We start from the raw sequence: 20,868 nt of genomic DNA on the forward strand, positions 1-20,868 counted from the left end.
TGACTATCAATAACGACGGGGACGACTGCCGCCCCGGTTACCACCGCCCTGCGGCCGACGGCCACCCCGTTTGCGGGTAATGGGCGGATTATCCATTTTTATCACCAGGCTCTCGTCCGGCACGGTGGTCTTCAGCTTCTGGCTGATATAGGTTTCAATCGCCGGCAGTGCAAAGGCGTCATCTTCACCGGCAAAACTGACAGATACCCCGGTTTTACCCGCCCGGCCTGTGCGGCCAATGCGGTGAACATAGTCTTCCGCGTTGTCCGGCAGGTTGTAGTTGAATACATGGGTCACGCCGTTTACGTGAATACCGCGCCCGGCGACATCGGTGGCCACCAGCACCTGGATCTGCCCCTTCTTGAACTGATCCAGTGTTTTCAGGCGCTTGTTCTGGGCGATCTCGCCCGACATCAGGGCGGCTTTGACCCCCTGGTTCTTCAGATCTTCCTCAAGATCCCGGCACTGATCCCGACGATTGGCGAAGACAATGGCCTTTTCCACTTCCGGCCGCTTCAGGTAGTTCACCAGCACCGGCAATTTTTCGTCGTCCGCCACCAGATAAACGGTCTGCTCAACCCGCTCTGCGGTCTTCTGTTCCGGCTCGATCTCGACAAATTCAGCATTACGCGTCCACATGGACGCCAGATTCAACACGTCCTGATTGAAGGTGGCACTGAACAGCAGAGTCTGACGCTCATCTTTCGGTGTGCATTTGCGAATAATCCGCTTTACATCCGGGATGAAGCCCATATCGAGCATCCGGTCTGCTTCATCGAGAATCAGAATGTCCAGCTGATCCAGAAAAACGTCCTGGGATCCGAGAAAATCGATCAGCCGCCCGGGGGTCGCCACCAGAATGTCGACAACGTCGTTCTGCAACTGCTCTCGCTGCTTGTCGTAGTTCATGCCACCCACCACAGTCACCACATTATGGCCAGTGTAGTGGCACAACTGCTCGGCATCTTTGGCGATCTGCATCGCCAGCTCCCGGGTGGGCGCCAGGGCCAGCACCCGGGGCTCAGAAGCAAAACGTTCTTTTTCGGCAATCGGTGTTTCGAGCAACGCCTGAATGGCGGTGATCAGAAAGGCCGCCGTTTTTCCTGTGCCGGTTTGTGCCTGGCCAATAAGATCCTCACAGGCCAGAGTCCAGGGTAGTGTTTCCGCCTGGATGGGCGTGCAGTACTCGAAGCCGATCTTACTGATGGCGTCCAGCAATCGCTTGTCCAGGTGAAGGTCACCAAAGCGCAAATCGCCGGTGTGTTTGATGTCCGAAGTCATAAAATTTCAGGTATCCTTGATGGGTCGAAATCCGGTAGCATGCCGGTGAGCCGTTTTCTGGTTCGTGTCCAGTCTTCATGGATGCGGCTTCCGGTGCCATAAAACCGGACCAATGCGTCAAAAAATATTTGCGCTCTTGCTGGCAGGCCATTTGCCAGATAGCTGTCGGCCTGCAGGCACAGATTGTGCCGGAATAAGGTCTCGTTGGCCGCACCAGAGCCAGCCAGGTTGTCCACACTGATGTTAAACCTGAAGCCCGCCGCCAGTGCCATCATGCACTCGATCGCCTGTGGCTTGACCTCTACCTGCTCGAACGCAAACTGCTGCTCCGGTGTTCGACCATCGGGACAATACCAATAGCCGTAATCATACAGTGTGCGCCGTTGCTCACCGGCAATACACCAATGGGCAATTTCGTGCAGGGCGCTGGCAAAATAGCCATGGGCAAACACCACCTGCGCCGGAGCATCCGGGCCAGCGGCAGGCAGATATTCAGGTTCGTGCCCGCCCCTGACCAGAACGGTCTGGTGTGATTCCAGGAATAGGCCATTGAACAGCGTGATAAGATCGTCTGGGTTGTGATTCATTGGTTCGCTATTGTGCGACTTTAAAGCAGCCAATACCAGTGGGAACTTTATCTGACCCCGTGTGTCCACTGGCTGCAATGCTATTACTTATCTACTACAGAAGCAGGAAACGCCGGATCCATGTTGTTAGCCAAGGCCAGAGTGCTCAGTTTTAACGATCGCCTGAATCATCTTTTCGCCGCACTGGCCTTCCTGCTTATATCAGCTCAGGTTCAGGCCTTCGGAGCCGGGAGCAGCGCTTTCGGTAACAGTGAGTTTCTGCCGGTCGACCAGGCGCTGCCTTTCAACTACACCACCGGCAACGGTAGCGTAGATTTATCCTGGGATATAGCACCCGGGCATTACCTTTATCTGGAGCGGATTCAGATCACCAGCCTGACTGAGGGCGCACGCACGGGCAAACCCGAATTTTCCCTGGATGGCACCCTGACCAACGATGAGTTTTTCGGTGAAACCACGGTGTTCTATGATCCGGTCACCGCTCGCGTGCCGGTCAGCCTGCCGGACGGCGTCAAGGAAGCCCAGCTGCAAGTTACCTACCAGGGCTGCGCCGAAGCCGGGCTTTGTTATCCGCCCCAGACCAGGGATCTTCTCTACTACGCGGGCAGCGGTGATAACGTCAACCCGGCAAGCGCCAGCAGCACCAGCAAATCCGGTTCGACTGAAAACACCGCCGCGAACACATCAACCGCCACCGGCCTGGCCGGTTTTTTGTCCAGCCAGTCGGTGTGGATGATTGTCGGCGTGTTCTTCCTGCTGGGGCTTGGGCTTACCTTCACCCCCTGCGTGCTGCCCATGGTGCCTATTATCTCGTCGATGGTATCCGGCCGTAACACCCGTACAACGGGTCACGCCTTGCTGCTATCCGGCAGCTATGTTCTGGGAATGGCGCTCACCTACGCCGCCGCCGGGGTCATCACCGGCCTTCTCGGAGCCAGCTTCAACCTGCAGGCGCAGCTGCAGTCGCCCTGGGTGCTCGGCGTGTTTGCGGCCCTGTTTACGGTGTTTGCACTGTCAATGTTCGACCTGTTCGAAATCCAGTTACCCAGGTTCATCCGCGACCCGCTGAATAACGCCAGCCATCAGCTTACCGGCTCGCGCGTTGTCAGCATTTTCGGTATCGGCGCTCTGTCTGCACTGATTGTTTCACCCTGCGTTTCTGCGCCATTGGCAGGCAGCCTGCTGTATATATCCACCACTCAGGATGCGGTTATTGGTGGGCTCTCTCTGCTGGCTCTGGGTCTTGGCATGGGCGTACCGCTGATTCTGGTCGCGGTGGGTGGCCGCTCGCTGTTGCCGTCCTCCGGGCACTGGATGTCGACCATCAAGCATTTTTACGGCGTACTTTTACTGGCCGTTGCCATCTGGCTGGTGGAACGGCTGGTGCCGGTGTGGATGGGCCTGACACTCTGGGGGCTACTGGTGGCAATTACCGGCGTGCAGCTGGGCGCCTTTGACGCCGCCAAAGCAGGCTGGCAACGTACCCGCAAAGGCTTTGGCCTGGTATTTTTTGCTTACGGACTCGCGCTGCTGGCTGGCGCCGTGACGGGCGCAGATGACCCCCTTCGTCCGCTGGCGCCGTTTACCGCCTCCGCATCATCTGCCGCCACTCCGGGCCCGGCCAGTCATGCCGGTTTCCAGCGGGTGGAAGAGCCGAAGCAAATCCGTACCATGCTGGCCGAAGCGCGCCGCAACAGCCAGCCTGTGATGCTGGATTTCTATGCTGACTGGTGTATTTCCTGCAAGATTATGGAGCGGAATGTCTTCAGCGATGCACAGGTGATTCAGGCGCTCGCACCCTTTACTCTGTTACAGATTGACATGACCGACAACACGCCGGAGCAGCAAGCACTTCTGGATGAGCTGGGGCTGTTCGGGCCGCCCGCCATTCTGTTCTATCAGCCAGGCGGCAGAGAGCTGGGTGATGCGCGGGTGCTTGGCGAGATGAACAGGCAACAGTTCCTCGATCACCTCCGAAGCATTAAACGGGCCATCTGACCGCGCGCCCTGCCCTCACCCTTCACAACGGCGGATAAGGTAGACGAAGAGCCCGTCCGCCTCTTCCTGGCTTAACAGGTCGTGGCCAAGGAACTGACAAAACCGTGGCACATCACGGGTGGTTGACGGATCTGTTGCGACCACTCGCAACACCTGCCCCACGGGGATTTCATTCATGCGGGTGTGAAGCATCATCACCGGCTCCGGGCAAAACAGGCCCCGGGCATCCAGTTCTGCGTCGTGATTCTGTATTGCCAACTCCAACCTCCTGAATAGCGTGATTTTCTGTTATTTACTGCTAAATTATTGTTTATAGCAACGAAAACAAAGGGTACGTAACATGATTAGGGTATTAATCGAACGCCACATCGCCGAAACACTGGAAACGGCCTACGAAGAACGGGCCAGGAAAGTGCTGCAACGGGCAGTCAACACCCCCGGTTTTATTTCCGGTGAGACCCTGGTGGACAGCCACGATCCCAACCACCGGATCACCCTGGCCAACTGGCGCTCAGAAGCCGATTGGGATCGCTGGTACCACTCGCCGGATCGCAAGGAACTCATGGCGGAACTGGCCCCTATGATGGATCGTGACGAAATGATCACTGTGCTTGAGCAAAGCGCGATGCCGTAACTGCGGGCTATTAATCCAACCGTTCGATAAAACAGGTGATTTCCTCACGGTCGTGGTAAAGGTGGCGCGCCCGAACCCGACAGTTCAGCTCCGCCTTTTCCAGCCCGTCCAGCAACCTCTCCCGGCAGACCAGCCATTCTTCGTAGCGCTTTTTCATCGGCAACTTCAAGTTGAACACGGTATAGCGACACAGCTTACCGGTGACCCATGCCAGCGCCAGATCCACCGTGCGCCTTGGCTTGTCCACAATATCGCACACCATCCAGTCTATACTTCGCCGGGGCTGCCAGGTATAACCATCGGCCTGAACATGCTCCACATGCCCGGTGGCCATTAGCTCAGCATTCATCGGGCCGTTATCGACTGCCGTCACCATCATACCCTGCTGCACCAGTTGCCAGGTCCAGCCGCCCGGCGCAGCTCCGAGATCTGCGGCTTTCTTGCCTCCACCCAGGTAATCCAGCCAGTATTCAGCGGGAATGAAGACCTTCCAGGCTTCCTCCAGCTTCAGTGCGGAGCGGCTGGGCGCAGAGGCCTGCTGTTTCAGCCGCGGAATTCCAGACAGCCAGGCCGCCCGGTTGCCCGTGAGGCTGTAGCCAATAACCGCCGTTTCGAAATTCAGCAAGAACACTTCAAGGCGCGCCCGAGGCTGCAGCCCCCCCTCTGATACCAGCAACCCCGCCTGCTTGAGAGTCCGTGAAAGAGGCGCGGCCCACTTCCTGGCAAAATTGCCCAGATCCCGGTCTGCATTGGTCTCCGGAACCCGGATTTCCACTCGCTCGGCGAATGAGCCAGCCCAGTCGGCGTCTTTCAGGAAGTCGACAACTGCCCCCACCCGATCTTTCGCTGGCAAAGAGCAATCACCGAGCAACACCAGCCAGTCACGGGTGAACACCAGATTGTCAAGGTGAAGCCTCGCCATCAGGTGCTCGGCGGACTCTTCGCTACTCAGGGTAAACCTCACCAGCCCCGCGTTGCGAACCGGCTGGAAGTAGCCGAAGGCCCCCTTTGCCGCTGCCAGATCAACCAGTTCCTGCCCGGCCTCGGCCTCGAAGCCCGGCCGACATACCAACATAAGCTGTTGCATTAAAAAACCTTTTAGAGTGCTGCTGCCGCCAGAAAGCCGACGCTCTGGCAACATCAAAAATTGAAGCCGTTTAACGGCAACATTTGTGGTCTTTGGCTACACTTTCCGACTCATACCGCATGGACAAGGGATGATGCTGCATCAGAGGACGCTACTGGCCTGGATCATGGTCATATCAAGCCTGCTACTCTCCAGCCCGGGCCTGGCGGCTGCGCCCTGCCCAACCCTCGACGCCAGCGATCCAGCGGCCAGAAACAACATCAACCATTATTTGTGCTATTACGCTGCTGCACTCAATAGCCCGGCCCACACAGCAGACAGCCCGGAGGCGCTGCCCGCAACCCTGGCCTGGCAGCCTGCCCGCGGACTGGATCTGGTATTCAGCCAGACCAGCGCCGTCTATTGGATTACGCTGAGCATCAGGAATACGGGCGATGAGCCACACCAGTGGTTTCTCGAACTCCACTATCCACTCCTGGACGATGTCCGCTTCTGGCAGCGACACAACCAACTCTCAACAGAGAAACCGCTGCTTACCGGAGATCAACGTCCCTTTGCCAGTCGGGCCATAGATTACCGCTATTTCCTGTTGCCCGTCACACTGGATCCGGGCGAAACCCTGGATATCTATCTGCGCGTACACAGCAGTGGCGCCCTGAACGTACCCCTGAGCCTGTACACAGCAAGTGAAATCATTACCGACAGTAACCAGCTCACCCTGATTCACGGCCTCTTTTACGGTGCGCTGACGATTCTGGCGGTCTTCAATCTGTTGCTGTTCGCCAGTTCCCACACCCGCTACTATTTCTACAACGCATTCTACATTGCGTCCATGGGCCTCTTTCTGTTCATTATGGGCGGATTTGCCAACCAGTACTTCTGGCCGGAAAACACAACGCTGGCCTACTACTCCATTCCCGTCACCTTGATGGTGTGTGCCCTGGCCATGACGCTATTCGGCTGGTCATTTCTGGAAGTAGCCAGGGGCACACTGGCCGAAAAAGCTCTGCAAAGCCTGGTCACCATCATTGTGGGCTTTCTTGTTCTGACATTCCTGATCCCTTATAACAAATCCATCCTCATGAATACGGCGCTGACGCTGATCGTAATTGCCACCTTGCAGATCATCGCCTTTGTCCGCTGGCGCCAGGGCTACCTGCCTGCCATCTGGTATCTCTCTGCCTGGGGCGTAATGGTAACCGGCGCCATGGTGTACGCGCTGGCCGCGTTCGGATATCTTGGGGACTACCAGGCCCGCGAAGTGATGATGCAGGCCGTGGTCGGCACCCAGGTTATTTTGCTGAACTACGCACTGGTACAACGCTGGCGGCTGCTAAACCAGAAGCTTTTCGACGTTGAACACGAGGCCCGCACCGGCCTTGAGCTCAAGGTGAACGAGCGAACGGCCCAATTGCGCCATGCCATGAAAGAGCTGGAGCAAGCTAACCGCCAACTGGCCGCGCTCAGCCTGAATGATGCGCTGACCGGGTTGTTCAACCGACGCCACATGGACAACCAGCTTTCACAACGTTGCCGTGAAGCAAGCCGCTCCGGTGCGCCGCTTACACTTGCTTTACTGGACGCCGATCATTTCAAACGCATTAACGACACCTGGGGCCATGATTTTGGCGACCAGTGCCTGCGGCAGATTGCAGACACCCTGCGCACGCAACTTAAGCGCCCCAGAGACGCCGCCTTCCGGTTCGGTGGCGAAGAGTTCGCCCTGATACTGCCAGATACAGACACTCAAGGCGCTCTGACTGTATGCCAGGCAATACTCCAGGCCACTCGGCAAACACCCGTCGCAACACCGGATCACAAGTACGTAGCCCCTACACTCAGCGCGGGTATTGCGCAACTCCGGCGGAATGAAGATGCCCAGGCACTCTTCAATCGGGCCGACGCCGCCCTTTATGACGCCAAACACTCCGGCCGGGACCAGGTGATGATCTGGCGCGACGGGGACAAAGCACTCACCCGGAAGCCTGAAGCATAAACTCCCCCGCATAACGGGCTGCCTGAACAATCAGATCCGGCTGGGTTTGTGGTTGGCGGGCCAGAGGTCTGAAGTCATGATCACCACCCTCCAGCCAGCAGAGCCGAATATTACCTGGCAGTGGTGCCCGCGCCTGAACCTCTAGCTGCTTTCCGAAAGGATCCCGGCTGCCCTGAATAATCGCGGTGGGCGGGCTGAGCGAAGCAAAGTGCTCTGTCCGCCATTTATCTGGCTTGCCCGGTGGATGGAACGGATAGCCGAAGCAAACCACACCTGAAACAAGCTCGGGCGACTCGCTGGCCAGTATCGATGCCATACGCCCACCCATGGATTTGCCGCCAATCCAGACCTCACAACCGTCACCCAACTCGGCCCTTACGCCTGCCACCTGCTCCCGAAACGCGTCCAGAAGCACTGGCTGGCGATTGGGTGGCCTTTTTCGCCCGTCTGCGCGGCGCTGTGCCATGTAAGGAAACTCGAAACGCAGCGACTCAATGCCTTCGCCTGCCAAAGACTGCGCCAACATCGTCATAAAAGGTGAATCCATCGGCGCACCCGCGCCATGGGCGAGAATGATTACCTTTTCACAGCCTTTACCGAAGCCTTCACTGGTAATACGCGTCACTCTTCAATCCTTCTGGTTGTCAATTTGTATACAGCATCTGCACCAATTCCGCTCAGGGATGCCTCAAATACCTTCTGAAATCCCCGCAACTTACTGGCAAACCGGCCTATTCCAGGGGATTTGACGAATGTCATTACTTGATCTTGATCATTGCAAAGGAATGACCGTTTCTCCATACTTGCGCCCGCATAATTCCCCTTTCTGAACCCATTGGTAAGGCTATGAGCACAGCAAATACAAACCTGACATACAACTACAAGGTGGTGAGACAGTTCGCCATCATGACAGTGGTGTGGGGTATTGTAGGTATGGCTCTGGGTGTGTTGATTGCAGCACAGCTGGTGTGGCCATCCCTCAACCTCGACCTGCCGTTTACCCATTTCGGCCGTTTACGGCCGCTGCACACCAACGCCGTAATATTCGGTTTTGGTGGTAGTGCCCTGTTTGCAACGTCCTATTACGTTGTACAGCGTACCTGTCAGGCTCGCCTGATTTCGGACGGCCTGGCCGCGTTCACCTTCTGGGGCTGGCAAGCCATTATTCTGGCGGCTGCCATTACTCTGCCAATGGGCCTGACGTCCTCCAAGGAATACGCCGAGCTGGAATGGCCCATCGACATCGCGATCGCGATTGTGTGGGTAACCTACGCTCTGGTCTTCTTTGGCACCATCACCAAGCGCAGCACGCCGCACATCTATGTGGCCAACTGGTTCTATGGCGGGTTTATCCTCACCATTGCCGTTCTGCATATCGGTAACAACATGGCGCTGCCTGCCACCGCCTTCAAGTCCTACTCCGCCTATGCCGGTGTTACCGACGCCATGATCCAGTGGTGGTACGGGCACAACGCGGTTGGATTCTTCCTGACTGCGGGCTTCCTGGGTATGATGTATTACTTCGTTCCCAAGCAGGCCAACCGTCCGGTTTACTCTTACCGCCTGTCCATTGTTCACTTCTGGGCGCTGATTGCCACTTACGTTTGGGCCGGTGGCCACCACCTGCACTACTCTGCACTGCCAGACTGGGCGCAGACGGCTGGCATGGTCATGTCACTGATTCTGCTGGCTCCGTCCTGGGGCGGCATGATTAACGGTATGATGACGCTGTCTGGCGCCTGGCACAAACTGCGCACAGACCCGATCCTGCGCTTCCTGGTGGTTTCCCTGTCGTTCTACGGCATGTCCACCTTTGAAGGCCCGATGATGTCTATCAAGACCGTTAACGCCCTTTCCCACAACACAGACTGGACCATTGGTCACGTTCATGCCGGCGCGCTGGGCTGGGTTGCCATGATCAGTATCGGTGCAATTTACCATCTGATTCCCAAGCTCTGGGGCATGAAGGAAATGTTCAGTACTCCGCTGGTTAACGTGCACTTCTGGCTGGCCACTGTTGGTACTGTGCTTTACATCGCCGCCATGTGGGTCAACGGCATTATGCAGGGCCTGATGTGGCGCGCAGTCAACGCCGACGGCACCCTGACCTACAGCTTTGTTGAAGCTCTTGAAGCTTCTTATCCGGGCTACTTTGTCCGCTTCCTGGGCGGCGTGCTCTTCCTGGCCGGTATGGTCATCATGGCTTACAACGTCTACATGACCGTTCGCCAGAAGGAAGCTGCAGCAGAAGACAACGCAGCTATCCAGGCGGCGTAAGGGAGAGACCAGATGAGACACGAAATAGTCGAAAAAAACCTGGGCCTGATGATTGTTCTGATCATCCTGACCATCAGTGGCGGCTTTCTGGCCGAAGTTGTGCCGCTGTTCTTCCAGAAGAGTGTGAACGAGCCGGTAGAAGGCCTTGAGCCTCTGTCGGCGTTGGAGTTGGAAGGCCGCGACATCTACATTCGCGAGGGCTGTCACGTGTGCCATACCCAGCAGATCCGTCCCTTCCGGGCCGAGACCGAGCGTTATGGCCACTACTCCGTTGCCGGTGAGTTTGTATACGACCGTCCCTTCCTGTGGGGCTCCAAGCGTACCGGACCAGACCTCGCCCGCGTAGGCGGTCGTTACTCAGATGCCTGGCAACGCCAGCACCTGTACGATCCCCGCAGCGTGGTTCCTGAATCCAACATGCCTGCTTTCCCCTGGCTGTTCGAAAACCGTGTAGACCACGGCTCTATCGAGGCGCGGATGAAAACACTGCAAACGCTGGGTGTACCTTACACCGATGAGCAAGTAGCCAGTGCCGCCGGCGAGATTGAAGGCAAATTCGAAATCGAAGCTCTGGTCGCGTACCTGCAACAGCTGGGTACCGTGATTTCAGAGAAACGGTGATCCGATGGATATCAACGAGTTACGTGGAATTCACTCGCTGCTGGTAATGGCAGTATTCCTGGGCATCATCTGGTGGGCCTACAGCGCCCATCGGAAGAAGGCGAACGACGAGGCAGCTCAACTTCCCTTCGATGACGAGGAAGTGGAAAAGCGTACTCTCGAACAGGAAAAAATGGAGAAAAAACAATGAGTACCTTTTGGAGCATCTGGATCAGCGTGATCGTGCTCGGTACCGTCTTCGGATGCTGGTGGCTGCTCTGGGCAACTCGTAAGAGCCAGACCAGCGACACAGAGACCGATCGGACCATGGGGCATTCCTTTGACGGCATTGAGGAATACGATAACCCTCTGCCCAAGTGGTGGTTCTATTTGTTCATAGCAACCTGCGTATTCGCCTTGGGTTACCTGGCACTCTACCCTGGCCTGGGCAATTACAAAGGCCTGCTGGGTTGGACATCCGCTAACCAGTGGGAAGCGGAAGTAGAGGCTGCCGACGAGAAGTACGGTGAAATCTACGCCCAGTACGGCCAGACGGCCATCCCCGAACTGGCGCAGAATCAGGATGCGATGAAAATCGGCCAGCGGCTGTTTGCCAACAACTGCTCGGTATGCCATGGCACTGCAGCTCGTGGCCAGGTGGGCTTCCCCAACCTGACCGACGACGACTGGTTGTGGGGCGGCGAGCCTGAGCAGATCCTGCACAGCATTGCACAGGGTCGCAACGGCAATATGCCCGCCAAAGGCGTTATGCCGAACATGAGCAACGAGCAGGTAGACCAGGTGGTGAACTACGTACTGAGTTTCAGTGGCCGCGAAAAAGACGCTGCCGCTGCAGAAGCCGGTGCCGCTGTGTTCGCCCAGGCCTGTACCGCGTGTCACGGTGCCGACGGCACCGGTATGGCCGCCATGGGCGCACCGAACCTGACTGACAATGTCTGGCTTTATGGCTCCACCTACGAGTGGATCAAGGAGACCGTTGTCAACGGTCGCCAGAACCAGATGCCCAAGCAGGAAGGTCGTTTGACCGCTGACCAGATCCAGATTCTGGCCGCCTACGTCTACAGCCTGTCCAACTGAGTCAGACCCGGCCAGGCTTGCCCTGGCCAGGTCTTCTCAACCCTGTATCTGCGTTGCGGGTACAGGCTTGAGAAGATCAGCAGACCCACTGAGGCCCGCTCCCAGATATATCACTCCCCGGGAGGTTACCCATGAGTAAAGAAATTCCGGTCCATCAGGTCGACCCGAACTCCGACCCTTCCAATAACAAGAAAAAGTCAGAAACTGTCGACTTGTATGAGAGTCGACAAAAGATTTACGTAAAAGAAATCAAAGGCTTTTTCCAGCGGATCCGGAATGTCAGCCTCACCCTGCTGATGGGCATGTACTTTCTGTTCGTCTGGCTGACACTGGACGGCCAGCCCCTGATTCATTTTGATTTGCCCGCCCGGGAATTCCACCTCTACGGCATGACTTTCTTCCCGAAGGACTTCTTTTTGCTGTCCGGGATGCTGATCATCTGTGCCTTCGGCCTGTTCTTTATCACGACCTTGTTTGGCCGGGTCTGGTGCGGATACACCTGCCCCCAAACGGTTTGGACATTCATCTTCATGTGGATCGAAGAGAAGGTTGAGGGCAACCGGAACAAGCGAATCAAACTCGACAAGGCGCCCAACTCTTCGGCCAAGCTGGCCAAGAAGTCCATCAAGCATGCCTTGTGGTTGTTTGTGGCTTTGGCCACCGGCCTCACCTTCGTTGGCTATTTCTACCCTATCCGTGAGCTGATCGCTGACATTTTCACGCTCAATGCCAACGGCTGGGCCTATTTCTGGGTAGGTTTCTTCACCGTTGCCACCTACCTGAACGCGGGCTGGCTGCGGGAGCAGGTGTGCCTGTACATGTGCCCCTATGCCCGGTTCCAGTCGGTCATGTTTGATCCGAACACCCGCATCGTTTCGTACGATCCCAACCGTGGCGAGCCCCGGGGCAGCCGTAAGAAAAGTGCAAAACCCAGCGAAATTGGCTTGGGTGACTGCATTGACTGTGGGCAGTGTGTTCAGGTCTGCCCTACCGGTATCGATATTCGAGACGGCCTGCAGTACGAGTGCATCGGTTGTGCGCTCTGTATCGATGCCTGTGACGAAGTCATGGAGAAAATGGATTATCCCAAAGGGCTGATCCGCTACACCACAGAAAACGAGCTGGAAGGCAAAACCTCCAAACTCTTACGCCCCCGTACGTTTGGCTACGGTGCGGTACTGGCACTGATGATCGGAGCCGTTATTTTCACGATCGCAACCCGGGTACCTGCCAAGATGGACGTACTCAGGGATCGTGGTGCCCTGTTCAGCTTCAACGGTGAGGGCCGCGTAGAGAACTCGTACACCGTCAAGATTCAGAACATGTCGGAAGTCCCGCAAACCTTCACGCTTTCTGTGGAGGGGTTGGATGACATCCGGATTCTGACCACCACTACGGTGAATGTCAGCAGCGGAGAAAACCTGTCGTTGCCAACGGTGGTGGATGTTCCGCCTGAATCGTTGGAGGATACCAACAACGAGATCCGCTTCCATGCGGAATCCGGCGGCGGCGAAGCCATCCGCCTGGAGACTGAAAGCCGCTTTGTTGGCCCGCGGCCCCGTTAAGTACACGGGGCCAGCTGGCCCCAAGCCATAGACCCGAGATATGAATGTAATGACTGATAAGGCACCTGTTGCACCCTGGTATCGCCAGCCCTGGTTCTGGTTTCTGACAATTTTCCCCCTGGCATCTATTCTCTGGGGCGTAACCATGCTGATCATTTCTGCCAGCCTGGACACCTCTATGGTCAGCGATGACTATTCCAAGGAAGGCCGCGGCATCAATATGGCCATCGCCCGGGATCATAAAGCCGCCGAGATGGGCATTGAGGGCGAGCTGTCGTTCGAAGGCCGCAAAGCAGAGCTCGCGCTGACAACCCGTAACGGTGCGGCCGATTATCCCTACGTTATTCTGAACCTGTATCACCCGACACTCTCGGAAAATGACCGGGTTATCCAGTTCCAGCGCCTGGCCAACGGGGAGTATTCCGGCCGTCTGCTGGAAGACCTCAGTGGCCGCTGGTATTACGACCTGCAGAGCCCGGAAAACGACTGGCGTGTGAAAGGCGAAATCCGGCTGCCCGCCACCCAGGCCGTTATTCTGAGCGCCGGGAGTGAATCGAAAGATTGACCAGCGTCAGTTGCTTTCACTGCGGAGAACCCGCGGAGGGGCATCCGCCCATTACCCTGGAGCTTGAGGGCGAGCACCGCCACTTTTGCTGCCAGGGCTGCAAAGCTGTTTGCCAGACCATCTACCAGGAAGGTCTGACCGGCTTCTACGATTTGCGCACCGAGCCTGCGGTGACGCCACGTGAACTGACACGCCCGGAAGTTGAGCGAATCCGGGAACTGGATCACCCTCTGGTTCAGCAGGCCTTTGTGGCGCCCGTCAAAGCTGGTCAGGAGGCACAACTGCTTATCGGTGGCATTACCTGCGCCGCCTGCATATGGCTGCTCGAGAACCACATGAAGCAGCAGCCGGGAGTTCAGAGCTTTACCGTAAACCACACCACCCAGCGAGCCAGGCTGGTATGGTCTTCGGATAAAGCTCGCCTGAGCGACCTGCTCATTGCCATTCACGAACTCGGCTACAGCGCCCGCCCCTATCAGGCCGATGAAGCCGAGCTGGCACTGAAAGCCGAACACCGCTCCATGCTGATACGCCTGGCCGTGGCCGGTATTGGCATGTTCCAGAGCATGATGCTGGCGTTTCCGCTGTATTTCGAACTGATCAGCGACCTATCGCCGGAGTTTGTCAGCTTCTTCCGTTGGTTCAGCCTGCTGGTAGCAACACCGGTGGTGTTTTACAGTGCTCGCTCATTCTTTACCAATGCCCGCAGAGACATTCTGTCCCGCCATCTGACCATGGATGTGCCGGTTGCCATCGCCATCGGCCTGGCTTTCGGCGCCAGCGCCTGGATTACGGTTTTTGGTGGTGGTGAAGTCTATTTCGAGTCCGTGTGCATGTTCACCTTTTTCCTGCTGCTGGGCCGTTATATCGAAGTTCAGGCCCGCTATCGGGCCGGGCTCAGCGGCAATGCGCTGGCCGGATTCCAGCCGTCGGTCGCGGCGCTGGTTGAGCAGGGCGAAGCCAGAATCGTTGCCCTTCACGACGTTAAGCCGGGCAATATTGTCAGAGTTCGCCCGGGTGAAACCCTTCCGGTTGATGGCGAAATTGTTTCCGGCGAATCCACTCTGAACGAAGCTGCCCTGACCGGCGAATATCTTCCGGAAACCCGCCGGCCCGGCGATACCGTTCATGCCGGTAGTGTGAATGGTGAAAACCCGCTCGATATCCTGGTGATTCGGTCCGGCGCACAAACCCGGCTGTCCGGCATCATGCGTGTTCTTGACCGGGTGCAATCAGAAAAGCCACCGGTGGCCCGTATGGCAGACAGGATTGCCGGCAAGTTTGTCGGGCGGGTACTGATTCTTGCGCCCGTTGTCTGGCTCGGCTGGTGGCTGGCAGGCGCAGACAACGCCTTCGACATCACGCTCTCGGTACTGGTGGTTACCTGTCCCTGTGCGCTGTCGCTGGCAACACCCACTGCCATTACCGCGGCCACCGTCCGGCTCAGGAAACTCGGCTTTCTGCCAACCCGGGGCCACACCCTGGAATCCATGAACAGCATCGATACAGTGGTATTCGACAAAACCGGCACCCTGACCCGTGGGGAGCTCACGCTCACCGGACAAACCGCTTTCGGCCATCTGGCACTTGATGAATGCCTGCGCCTTGCCGCCGGGCTCGAAAAGCATTCAGAACACCCGATTGCCCGGGTGTTTCACGACCAGCCATCGGTTGCGGTAAGCCAGGTGGTGAACCATCTGGGCGGAGGCTTGTCTGGAGTCTATCAGGGTCACCCCGTGTACATTGGCCATAAAAGCTTTGTGCAGGAACAGACCTCAATGATTCCGCCGGAAAGTGACGAAAGCGGCGGCATGGAAATCTGGCTGGCGACAGACCGCGCCTGGCTTGCCCGATTCCAGTTGGATGATCAGATCCGTGATGACGCAGCATTTACCATAGAGGCCCTGCATCGTGCCGGTATCCAGGCGTTGTTGCTGAGCGGGGATCGTTCAGGCCATGTTCAGCAGGTTGCAAAGGCTCTGAAGATCGACCGAGCCATTGGTGAAGCCTCACCCGAGCAGAAGCTGCAGGTGCTTGAGCAGCTCAGAGCCGAGGGCCATCAAGTAATGATGGTGGGCGACGGGCTGAACGACCTGCCCTCGATGGCAGGTGCGGGTATTTCCGTTGCCATGGGTACCGCCGCCGACCTCACGCAGTTGCAGGCGGATGCCGTGTTGCTGAACGGGCAACTCGCGCAACTGGTGCGGGCGCTGGAAACCAGCCACCAGACCCGTAAGGTTATCCGGCAAAACATGATCTGGGCCTTCGGTTACAATGTCAGCGCTTTGCCCCTGGCCGCCGCCGGGCTGGTGGCACCATGGCTGGCAGCCATCGGAATGTCGCTCAGTTCTCTGGTGGTGGTGCTCAATGCATTGAGGCTGAGTAAACGCCCTGATACCGTGAACCACACACTCCGATAGGAGGCAGCTATGCAAATTGTCATAATTCTTGTGCCCCTGATGCTGCTTCTCGTGGCTCTGGGCGTTTTGTTGTTTTCCTGGGCGGTGAAAAACGGTCAGTATGATGACCTGGACGGTCCAGCCCATCGCATCTTGTATGATGACGACAAAGACATGATCCCCACCCACAAAAATGACAAGGCTCCGGCCTCCACCCGACAGCCGGACAACAGCACTGAAGAAGACAGCAACAAGCCGGAGAGCTGAAACCCGTGCAACCGGAACTTTACCTGAGCTACCCCAGTGCGTTCCTCATCGGATTGCTTGGCAGCACCCACTGTCTTGGTATGTGCGGCGGCATCAGTGCTTCGTTGTCGATGGCACTGCCGGTTGGCAAGGGGTTCAGGTTTCGCCAGAGCCTGATGCTGCTGGCGTTTAATGGTGGGCGAATCGCCAGTTATACCCTGATAGCCACCTTGATAGCCCTGCTCAGTACCCGAGCGGCCAACCAATGGCAAGGAGTCGGCCTGGCGCTGATGACATTGGCCGGTCTGCTGCTGATTATGATGGGTTTATCAATGGGCCAGTGGTGGCAGGGTATCCGGTTTGTCGAGCGGGTTGGTGCCCCGGCGTGGCGGTTTTTGTCGCCACTGACACGCCGCTTTCTACCGGTGAACAACGTCGGCCAGGCTCTGGCTTTGGGTGGGCTATGGGGCTGGCTGCCCTGTGGGCTGGTATACAGTACTCTGGGCTGGGCAGCGCTGCAGCCAACGGTCACCAGTGCAGCACTCACCATGACTTTCTTCGGGCTGGGCACTCTGCCCTCGATGCTGGCTACCGGCTATGCCGCAACCTGGATACGCGACCTGAAAGGCCATCAGGGCTTTCGCAAACTCAGCGGTGCCCTGTTGATCCTGTTCGGGCTATGGACGCTGCCCTTCCAGTTGCTGCTCCAGCACTAATATCCGGAAACCTGCCTACCGCAAAGCCGCAGACTCACGGGCATCAGATATTGAGCACATCCAGACGCCCGAAATCCTGTGCCGGCTCTGCGCTCTGCACCACCGCCTGCCGTTTGCCGCCCAGGCGCTTACCTTCCTTGAAGTCGTAGAGTTCGGGGTCTGCCAAGTGCGAGGGTTCCACGTTACAGATCGCGCGGAACATGGTCTCCAGGCGGCCAGGGTGCTGTTTGTCCCAGGTCTGGAACATCTCCTTGATCACCTGGCGCTGCAGGTTCTCCTGAGAACCGCACAGGTTACAGGGAATGATCGGATAACCACGAAGCGAGGCGTAACGGGCTATGTCCTTTTCGCGGGCATAGGCCAACGGCCGGATGACGGTATTACGGCCATCGTCACTGTGCAGCACCGGCGGCATGGATTTCAGTTTGCCGCCGTAGAACATATTCAGAAACAGGGTCTCCAGCAGATCATCGCGGTGGTGCCCAAGGGCAATCTTGGTCACACCATGGGCCTCGGCAAAGTTGTAGAGAATCCCGCGTCGCAGTCTGGAGCAAAGGCCACAGGTGGTTTTGCCTTCCGGCACCTTCTCTTTGACAATGCTGTAGGTGTCTTTTTCGATGATATGGTATTCAATACCCAGAGACTCCAGATAGGCAGGCAGGACATGCTCGGGAAACCCCGGCTGCTTCTGATCCAGGTTCACCGCAATGATCTCGAACCTCACCGGCGCACTCTTCTGAAGGTTAAGCAGAATGTCGAGCATGGCGTAAGAGTCCTTACCACCGGACAAGCAGCACATCACCTTGTCTCCGGCCTCGATCATCGAAAAATCGGCAATCGCCTGGCCCGCTTCACGGCGCAGACGCTTCTGCAATTTGTTAAGCTCGAGCTTCTGGCGACGCTCCTGATCGGAAACCGGCTGGAGTTCGGAACGGGCGGTGATGGCTTCAGACATTCTGTTCTACGCTTGCAAGGAAAATGTGCGGCGATTATACGCGCCTCAATCCATCAGTAACAGAACGGGACTGCAGATATGCGGTAATCCGAAAGTACGCGATTGTCAGATGGCACAAATACCAGGATTCTGATGATAACCTTTCAAAAAAGCGAGGCAGACATGACGCCGGAGGAACACCACTGGCTGGCGCAACACGTGCAGCACCTCCAGGTGGCTATTGAACACGAACTGCGGCTGGCGGGCCCGGTCGGCATATCTGAGCTGGAGCTCATCCGGGTGCTCCAGGGCGAGCGCTGGCAGTTGATAGGGCCGGTCGATTTCCACCAGCCCTCCCGGCTCTACCCTGTACACTTTCTTGTTTTCCACGCACTCTACAGGCTGCAGGATCAGATGGCCCGGGAGGGTGAAGGCCTAGACATATCGCCTTTGCGCCTCGCCATCCGAACACTCAGGAGCGAGAATGAAGCCTTGCTACCGGATAGTGCCGACCCGTTAAAGGACTTCTACCTGGATCTGACGCAATACTTCATGGCAAACGCCGACATTGAAGACATGCTCAACAGCTTCTGGGCTGGCACCGGCGCCCGAAAGCCTGCGCCAGAGAGTGTCGAGTCGGCAGCGCGGGTGTTCGGGTTTGAGGCTCTGCCCGAGCAATTCATCACGGTGAAACAGAGATTTCGCAGGCTGGTCATGCGCGCCCACCCGGACCGGGGTGGCTGCACCAACGATATCCAGCAACTGAACCTGGCCTTCTCGGTACTGAAACAACATTACGCCTGAACAGACTTACCCGCTCCGAACACAGGATTCACCCATGCAAGGCATCAGAACACCCATCCTGCTCGCACTGCTCGCCAGCCTTTCACTAATGATGCAAAGCGCAGAGGCGGATCTTGTGGTGCTCCAGTATCATCACATAGCCGATGATACACCCGGCTCTACAAGCACCTCCCCGGCCCTGTTCCGCCAGCAACTCGACATGATCACGCAGTTGCAACTGGAGGTCGTGCCACTGCGACAGGGAACCAAAGCAGCGCTGGCAGGCCGCGACCCGGCCACCAACACCATTGCCATTACCTTTGACGATGCCTACGAGTCGGTGCACAGCTACGCGGCTCCGCTGCTCGAGCAGCAGCAAATGCCCTATACCGTTTTTGTGAACCCGGAGGCCATAGGAAGCCCCGGCTACATGACCTGGGAACAGCTTCGGATGATGACTGGCAGCCGCCTGGCAACCATCGCCAACCACAGCAACGGGCACGGCCACCTGGCCCGCAAACCGGGCGAGAAAAAGCAGGCATGGCATCAGCGTACTGACCGTAGCCTCGACCTTGCCCAAAAATTCTTGCAGCAAAAGCTGGGCGTAGCCGAGCCGATGTTTGCCTACCCTTACGGCGAGTTTGATCAGGCTCTGGAAGACAAAGTTCGGCAACGCGGCTGGTACGGGTTCGGGCAACAGTCCGGTGCCATTGGGCGCTACTCGGCGTCGACCCGATTGCCGCGCTTTCCCATGGCCAACACCTATGGGCAATTGGGAAGCCTGAAAGACAAACTGCTGAGCAAAGCCTTCCCCACCGATGCAGGCAAGTTACCCGATGGCATCGTGGAGCAGAATCCTCCGGTACTTGTTTTTGCTTATGGCCCGGAAATTAATACAGACAGGTTGAGTTGCTTTGCCTCCGGCCTCGGCCAAATCAGGGCAACCGTGAACGGCGATGAAGTCTCGGTGCAGGCCCCGAAAGCTATCAACAGTCGCCGGTTCCGCTACAACTGCACCCATCCCGCGGGCAATGGCAGTTATTACTGGCTATCCCAGCAATGGCTCAATCTTCAGGCCCCGGAAGATTAGCATCAGCTTTCAACCCGATTTCGCCCTCGGCACGGTGGCGGATAACCCTGGGGCTTCCCTCTTCATCGATAACGGTCTGGGCGCGTAAATCCTCGCTCCGGGAGAACAGTACCATCCAGCGTTCATCCCTCCCCGGGAATACAGGTAACCGGGCCTCGAGGTAGCCCCGGCGGCTCCAGGTTTCAGGCTCAAACGTCATGACCATGTCGGTGACAATGCGCACCGGCTTCCGGTCGTCATCCAGAAAAACAACGCTGGGCACAAATACTCCGTCCCGCACATAGGAGCGAAGCCGAATAACCATGCCGGTACCTGCGTGCTTTCCGGGCAGAGCCACCACTCGATAGGCTGAACCGCCCGTACTGAACGGATAGATTGTGCCACTCTCAGCATGCACGGCCACGCCAAACTCCCGGCCCGTTTGCCACTCTACGGCATCACCCAGCGGAATATCAGCACAGCAAGTTTGGGAGAAGCGTTCGAAAAAAGTGCTTGAGGGTTCTATGCCAAGCACTTCGAAGGCATCGGGATCATAGCCGGATACCGGCTCCGAAACGGGGGGTTCTCCGGGCAGGTGAACGCTGGCTTCCGTCAGTGTAGCCGTGTCTGGTTCGACTGAACCCAGGTTACCCGGCGTGAGTTCCGGAGTGTAGTAGCTGACCCGGACATTGCCCTGCGCATCACGCCAGGTGAAATAAGGTGGTCGCTGCCCCTCCCGCACAAACCTGCGTTCCGCCAACTCGTTGCCGTCTGGATAGTTTTCGGGGGTAAATTCCGCCTCACCCTTGCCGCTTCCGGACATGCTGCCTGCCGAAGATGCTTTGTCAGGCATTACCCCCCCCTGCCGGGCGTCTTTATCAGGGATTCGGGAATAACGCACCTGGCCTTGCTCATCTACCCAGGTAAAATAGCCTTCCCGGGCTTCCGGCCCGGATGGTGTGGTCTGACAGCCCAGAAGGCTCGCGCAAACAACCAGTGCCGTCCAGCATTTAAAAGGACTGCCCATCCACTA

At 57.3% G+C, this 20,868-nt stretch carries 21 protein-coding genes; 14 read left to right on the top strand and 7 right to left on the bottom strand.

Annotated features, from left to right (window positions below):
* Window positions 1-6 precede the first annotated feature (6 nt).
* Window positions 7-1,281, bottom strand: a complete 1,275-nt coding sequence (locus tag C7H09_RS18290) for a DEAD/DEAH box helicase (protein ID WP_106765454.1) — start codon at window positions 1,279-1,281, stop codon at window positions 7-9.
* Window positions 1,278-1,868, bottom strand: coding sequence for an elongation factor P hydroxylase (locus C7H09_RS18295; RefSeq protein ID WP_106765456.1), 591 nt, complete (start codon window positions 1,866-1,868; stop codon window positions 1,278-1,280). The genes C7H09_RS18290 and C7H09_RS18295 overlap by 4 nt, the downstream gene beginning before the upstream one ends.
* Before the next feature lie 120 nt (window positions 1,869-1,988).
* On the opposite strand from C7H09_RS18295, the gene dsbD reads away from it, so the two are divergent.
* Window positions 1,989-3,866: a protein-disulfide reductase DsbD gene (gene dsbD / locus C7H09_RS18300; RefSeq protein WP_106765458.1), complete on the top strand. Its 1,878-nt coding sequence runs from the start codon at window positions 1,989-1,991 to the stop codon at window positions 3,864-3,866.
* Window positions 3,867-3,881: 15 nt separating this feature from the next.
* On the opposite strand, the gene tusA is transcribed toward dsbD, so the two are convergent.
* The gene (tusA, locus tag C7H09_RS18305) at window positions 3,882-4,124 is read right to left on the bottom strand and encodes a sulfurtransferase TusA (protein ID WP_165794847.1); all 243 of its coding nucleotides are present in this window, start codon (window positions 4,122-4,124) and stop codon (window positions 3,882-3,884) included.
* A gap of 82 nt (window positions 4,125-4,206) precedes the next feature.
* Here tusA and C7H09_RS18310 point away from each other — a divergent pair, with 82 nt between their 5' ends.
* Window positions 4,207-4,500 (top strand): antibiotic biosynthesis monooxygenase family protein, encoded by a 294-nt coding sequence (locus C7H09_RS18310; protein WP_106765460.1) that lies wholly within the window; start codon window positions 4,207-4,209, stop codon window positions 4,498-4,500.
* Between the two features lie 10 nt (window positions 4,501-4,510).
* Here C7H09_RS18310 and rlmM read toward each other — a convergent pair whose 3' ends face one another.
* Entirely contained in the window at window positions 4,511-5,587 is a 1,077-nt protein-coding gene (rlmM, locus tag C7H09_RS18315; RefSeq protein WP_106765462.1) for a 23S rRNA (cytidine(2498)-2'-O)-methyltransferase RlmM, read from the bottom strand.
* 130 nt (window positions 5,588-5,717) lie between these two features.
* Between rlmM and C7H09_RS18320 the strand changes: the two genes are divergently transcribed.
* Window positions 5,718-7,583: a sensor domain-containing diguanylate cyclase gene (locus C7H09_RS18320; protein ID WP_106765465.1), complete on the top strand. Its 1,866-nt coding sequence runs from the start codon at window positions 5,718-5,720 to the stop codon at window positions 7,581-7,583.
* Here the strand turns inward: C7H09_RS18320 and C7H09_RS18325 are convergent.
* On the bottom strand, window positions 7,561-8,208 hold the full coding sequence (locus tag C7H09_RS18325; RefSeq protein WP_106765468.1) for an alpha/beta fold hydrolase: 648 nt from the start codon (window positions 8,206-8,208) through the stop codon (window positions 7,561-7,563). The two genes, C7H09_RS18320 and C7H09_RS18325, sit on opposite strands and share 23 nt — an antisense overlap.
* Window positions 8,209-8,429: 221 nt before the next feature.
* Between C7H09_RS18325 and ccoN the strand changes: the two genes are divergently transcribed.
* The 9 genes from ccoN to C7H09_RS18375 all read left to right on the top strand — a co-directional run bounded on the left by ccoN (window position 8,430) and on the right by C7H09_RS18375 (window position 17,049).
* Entirely contained in the window at window positions 8,430-9,860 is a 1,431-nt protein-coding gene (gene ccoN / locus C7H09_RS18335; RefSeq protein WP_106765472.1) for a cytochrome-c oxidase, cbb3-type subunit I, read from the top strand.
* 12 nt (window positions 9,861-9,872) lie between these two features.
* Window positions 9,873-10,481, top strand: a complete 609-nt coding sequence (gene ccoO, locus C7H09_RS18340; protein ID WP_106765474.1) for a cytochrome-c oxidase, cbb3-type subunit II — start codon at window positions 9,873-9,875, stop codon at window positions 10,479-10,481.
* A 4-nt stretch (window positions 10,482-10,485) separates the two neighbouring features.
* Entirely contained in the window at window positions 10,486-10,671 is a 186-nt protein-coding gene (locus C7H09_RS18345) for a cbb3-type cytochrome oxidase subunit 3 (RefSeq protein WP_106765477.1), read from the top strand.
* A complete protein-coding gene (gene ccoP / locus C7H09_RS18350; protein WP_106765480.1) occupies window positions 10,668-11,558 on the top strand; it encodes a cytochrome-c oxidase, cbb3-type subunit III in 891 nt (296 codons plus the stop codon). The genes C7H09_RS18345 and ccoP overlap by 4 nt, the downstream gene beginning before the upstream one ends.
* 131 nt (window positions 11,559-11,689) lie before the next feature.
* A complete protein-coding gene (gene ccoG, locus C7H09_RS18355) occupies window positions 11,690-13,123 on the top strand; it encodes a cytochrome c oxidase accessory protein CcoG (protein WP_106765482.1) in 1,434 nt (477 codons plus the stop codon).
* Between the two features lie 49 nt (window positions 13,124-13,172).
* Entirely contained in the window at window positions 13,173-13,688 is a 516-nt protein-coding gene (locus C7H09_RS18360) for a FixH family protein (RefSeq protein WP_106765536.1), read from the top strand.
* Window positions 13,685-16,108: a heavy metal translocating P-type ATPase gene (locus C7H09_RS18365; protein ID WP_106765484.1), complete on the top strand. Its 2,424-nt coding sequence runs from the start codon at window positions 13,685-13,687 to the stop codon at window positions 16,106-16,108. The genes C7H09_RS18360 and C7H09_RS18365 overlap by 4 nt, the downstream gene beginning before the upstream one ends.
* Before the next feature lie 9 nt (window positions 16,109-16,117).
* Window positions 16,118-16,354, top strand: coding sequence for a cbb3-type cytochrome oxidase assembly protein CcoS (gene ccoS / locus C7H09_RS20365; protein ID WP_240616652.1), 237 nt, complete (start codon window positions 16,118-16,120; stop codon window positions 16,352-16,354).
* Window positions 16,355-16,359: 5 nt separating this feature from the next.
* A complete protein-coding gene (locus C7H09_RS18375) occupies window positions 16,360-17,049 on the top strand; it encodes a sulfite exporter TauE/SafE family protein (protein WP_106765487.1) in 690 nt (229 codons plus the stop codon).
* Between the two features lie 43 nt (window positions 17,050-17,092).
* Here C7H09_RS18375 and ttcA read toward each other — a convergent pair whose 3' ends face one another.
* The gene (ttcA, locus tag C7H09_RS18380; protein WP_106765489.1) at window positions 17,093-18,004 is read right to left on the bottom strand and encodes a tRNA 2-thiocytidine(32) synthetase TtcA; all 912 of its coding nucleotides are present in this window, start codon (window positions 18,002-18,004) and stop codon (window positions 17,093-17,095) included.
* Between the two features lie 132 nt (window positions 18,005-18,136).
* Here ttcA and C7H09_RS18385 point away from each other — a divergent pair, with 132 nt between their 5' ends.
* Both C7H09_RS18385 and C7H09_RS18390 read left to right on the top strand, forming a co-directional pair.
* The gene (locus tag C7H09_RS18385) at window positions 18,137-18,787 is read left to right on the top strand and encodes a DNA-J related domain-containing protein (protein WP_106765491.1); all 651 of its coding nucleotides are present in this window, start codon (window positions 18,137-18,139) and stop codon (window positions 18,785-18,787) included.
* Window positions 18,788-18,821: 34 nt separating this feature from the next.
* Window positions 18,822-19,856, top strand: coding sequence for a polysaccharide deacetylase family protein (locus tag C7H09_RS18390; RefSeq protein ID WP_106765493.1), 1,035 nt, complete (start codon window positions 18,822-18,824; stop codon window positions 19,854-19,856).
* On the opposite strand, the gene C7H09_RS18395 is transcribed toward C7H09_RS18390, so the two are convergent.
* A complete protein-coding gene (locus C7H09_RS18395; RefSeq protein WP_106765495.1) occupies window positions 19,831-20,862 on the bottom strand; it encodes a MalM family protein in 1,032 nt (343 codons plus the stop codon). The genes C7H09_RS18390 and C7H09_RS18395 overlap by 26 nt on opposite strands.
* Window positions 20,863-20,868: the final 6 nt, after the last annotated feature.

The sequence above is a fragment of the Marinobacter fuscus genome (assembly GCF_003007675.1).
Classification (GTDB): Bacteria; Pseudomonadota; Gammaproteobacteria; order Pseudomonadales; family Oleiphilaceae; genus Marinobacter; species Marinobacter fuscus.

What these genes read in the sequence shown, in the direction of transcription:
- C7H09_RS18290 (WP_106765454.1), bottom strand. Translation starts at nt 1,281, where the DNA reads ATGACTTCGGACATCAAACACACCGGCGATTTGCGCTTTGGTGACCTT.
- C7H09_RS18295 (WP_106765456.1), bottom strand. Translation starts at nt 1,868, where the DNA reads ATGAATCACAACCCAGACGATCTTATCACGCTGTTCAATGGCCTATTC.
- dsbD (WP_106765458.1), top strand. Translation starts at nt 1,989, where the DNA reads ATGTTGTTAGCCAAGGCCAGAGTGCTCAGTTTTAACGATCGCCTGAAT.
- C7H09_RS18310 (WP_106765460.1), top strand. Translation starts at nt 4,207, where the DNA reads ATGATTAGGGTATTAATCGAACGCCACATCGCCGAAACACTGGAAACG.
- rlmM (WP_106765462.1), bottom strand. Translation starts at nt 5,587, where the DNA reads ATGCAACAGCTTATGTTGGTATGTCGGCCGGGCTTCGAGGCCGAGGCC.
- C7H09_RS18320 (WP_106765465.1), top strand. Translation starts at nt 5,718, where the DNA reads ATGATGCTGCATCAGAGGACGCTACTGGCCTGGATCATGGTCATATCA.
- ccoN (WP_106765472.1), top strand. Translation starts at nt 8,430, where the DNA reads ATGAGCACAGCAAATACAAACCTGACATACAACTACAAGGTGGTGAGA.
- ccoO (WP_106765474.1), top strand. Translation starts at nt 9,873, where the DNA reads ATGAGACACGAAATAGTCGAAAAAAACCTGGGCCTGATGATTGTTCTG.
- C7H09_RS18345 (WP_106765477.1), top strand. Translation starts at nt 10,486, where the DNA reads ATGGATATCAACGAGTTACGTGGAATTCACTCGCTGCTGGTAATGGCA.
- ccoP (WP_106765480.1), top strand. Translation starts at nt 10,668, where the DNA reads ATGAGTACCTTTTGGAGCATCTGGATCAGCGTGATCGTGCTCGGTACC.
- ccoG (WP_106765482.1), top strand. Translation starts at nt 11,690, where the DNA reads ATGAGTAAAGAAATTCCGGTCCATCAGGTCGACCCGAACTCCGACCCT.
- C7H09_RS18360 (WP_106765536.1), top strand. Translation starts at nt 13,173, where the DNA reads ATGACTGATAAGGCACCTGTTGCACCCTGGTATCGCCAGCCCTGGTTC.
- ccoS (WP_240616652.1), top strand. Translation starts at nt 16,118, where the DNA reads ATGCAAATTGTCATAATTCTTGTGCCCCTGATGCTGCTTCTCGTGGCT.
- ttcA (WP_106765489.1), bottom strand. Translation starts at nt 18,004, where the DNA reads ATGTCTGAAGCCATCACCGCCCGTTCCGAACTCCAGCCGGTTTCCGAT.
- C7H09_RS18385 (WP_106765491.1), top strand. Translation starts at nt 18,137, where the DNA reads ATGATAACCTTTCAAAAAAGCGAGGCAGACATGACGCCGGAGGAACAC.
- C7H09_RS18390 (WP_106765493.1), top strand. Translation starts at nt 18,822, where the DNA reads ATGCAAGGCATCAGAACACCCATCCTGCTCGCACTGCTCGCCAGCCTT.
- C7H09_RS18395 (WP_106765495.1), bottom strand. Translation starts at nt 20,862, where the DNA reads ATGGGCAGTCCTTTTAAATGCTGGACGGCACTGGTTGTTTGCGCGAGC.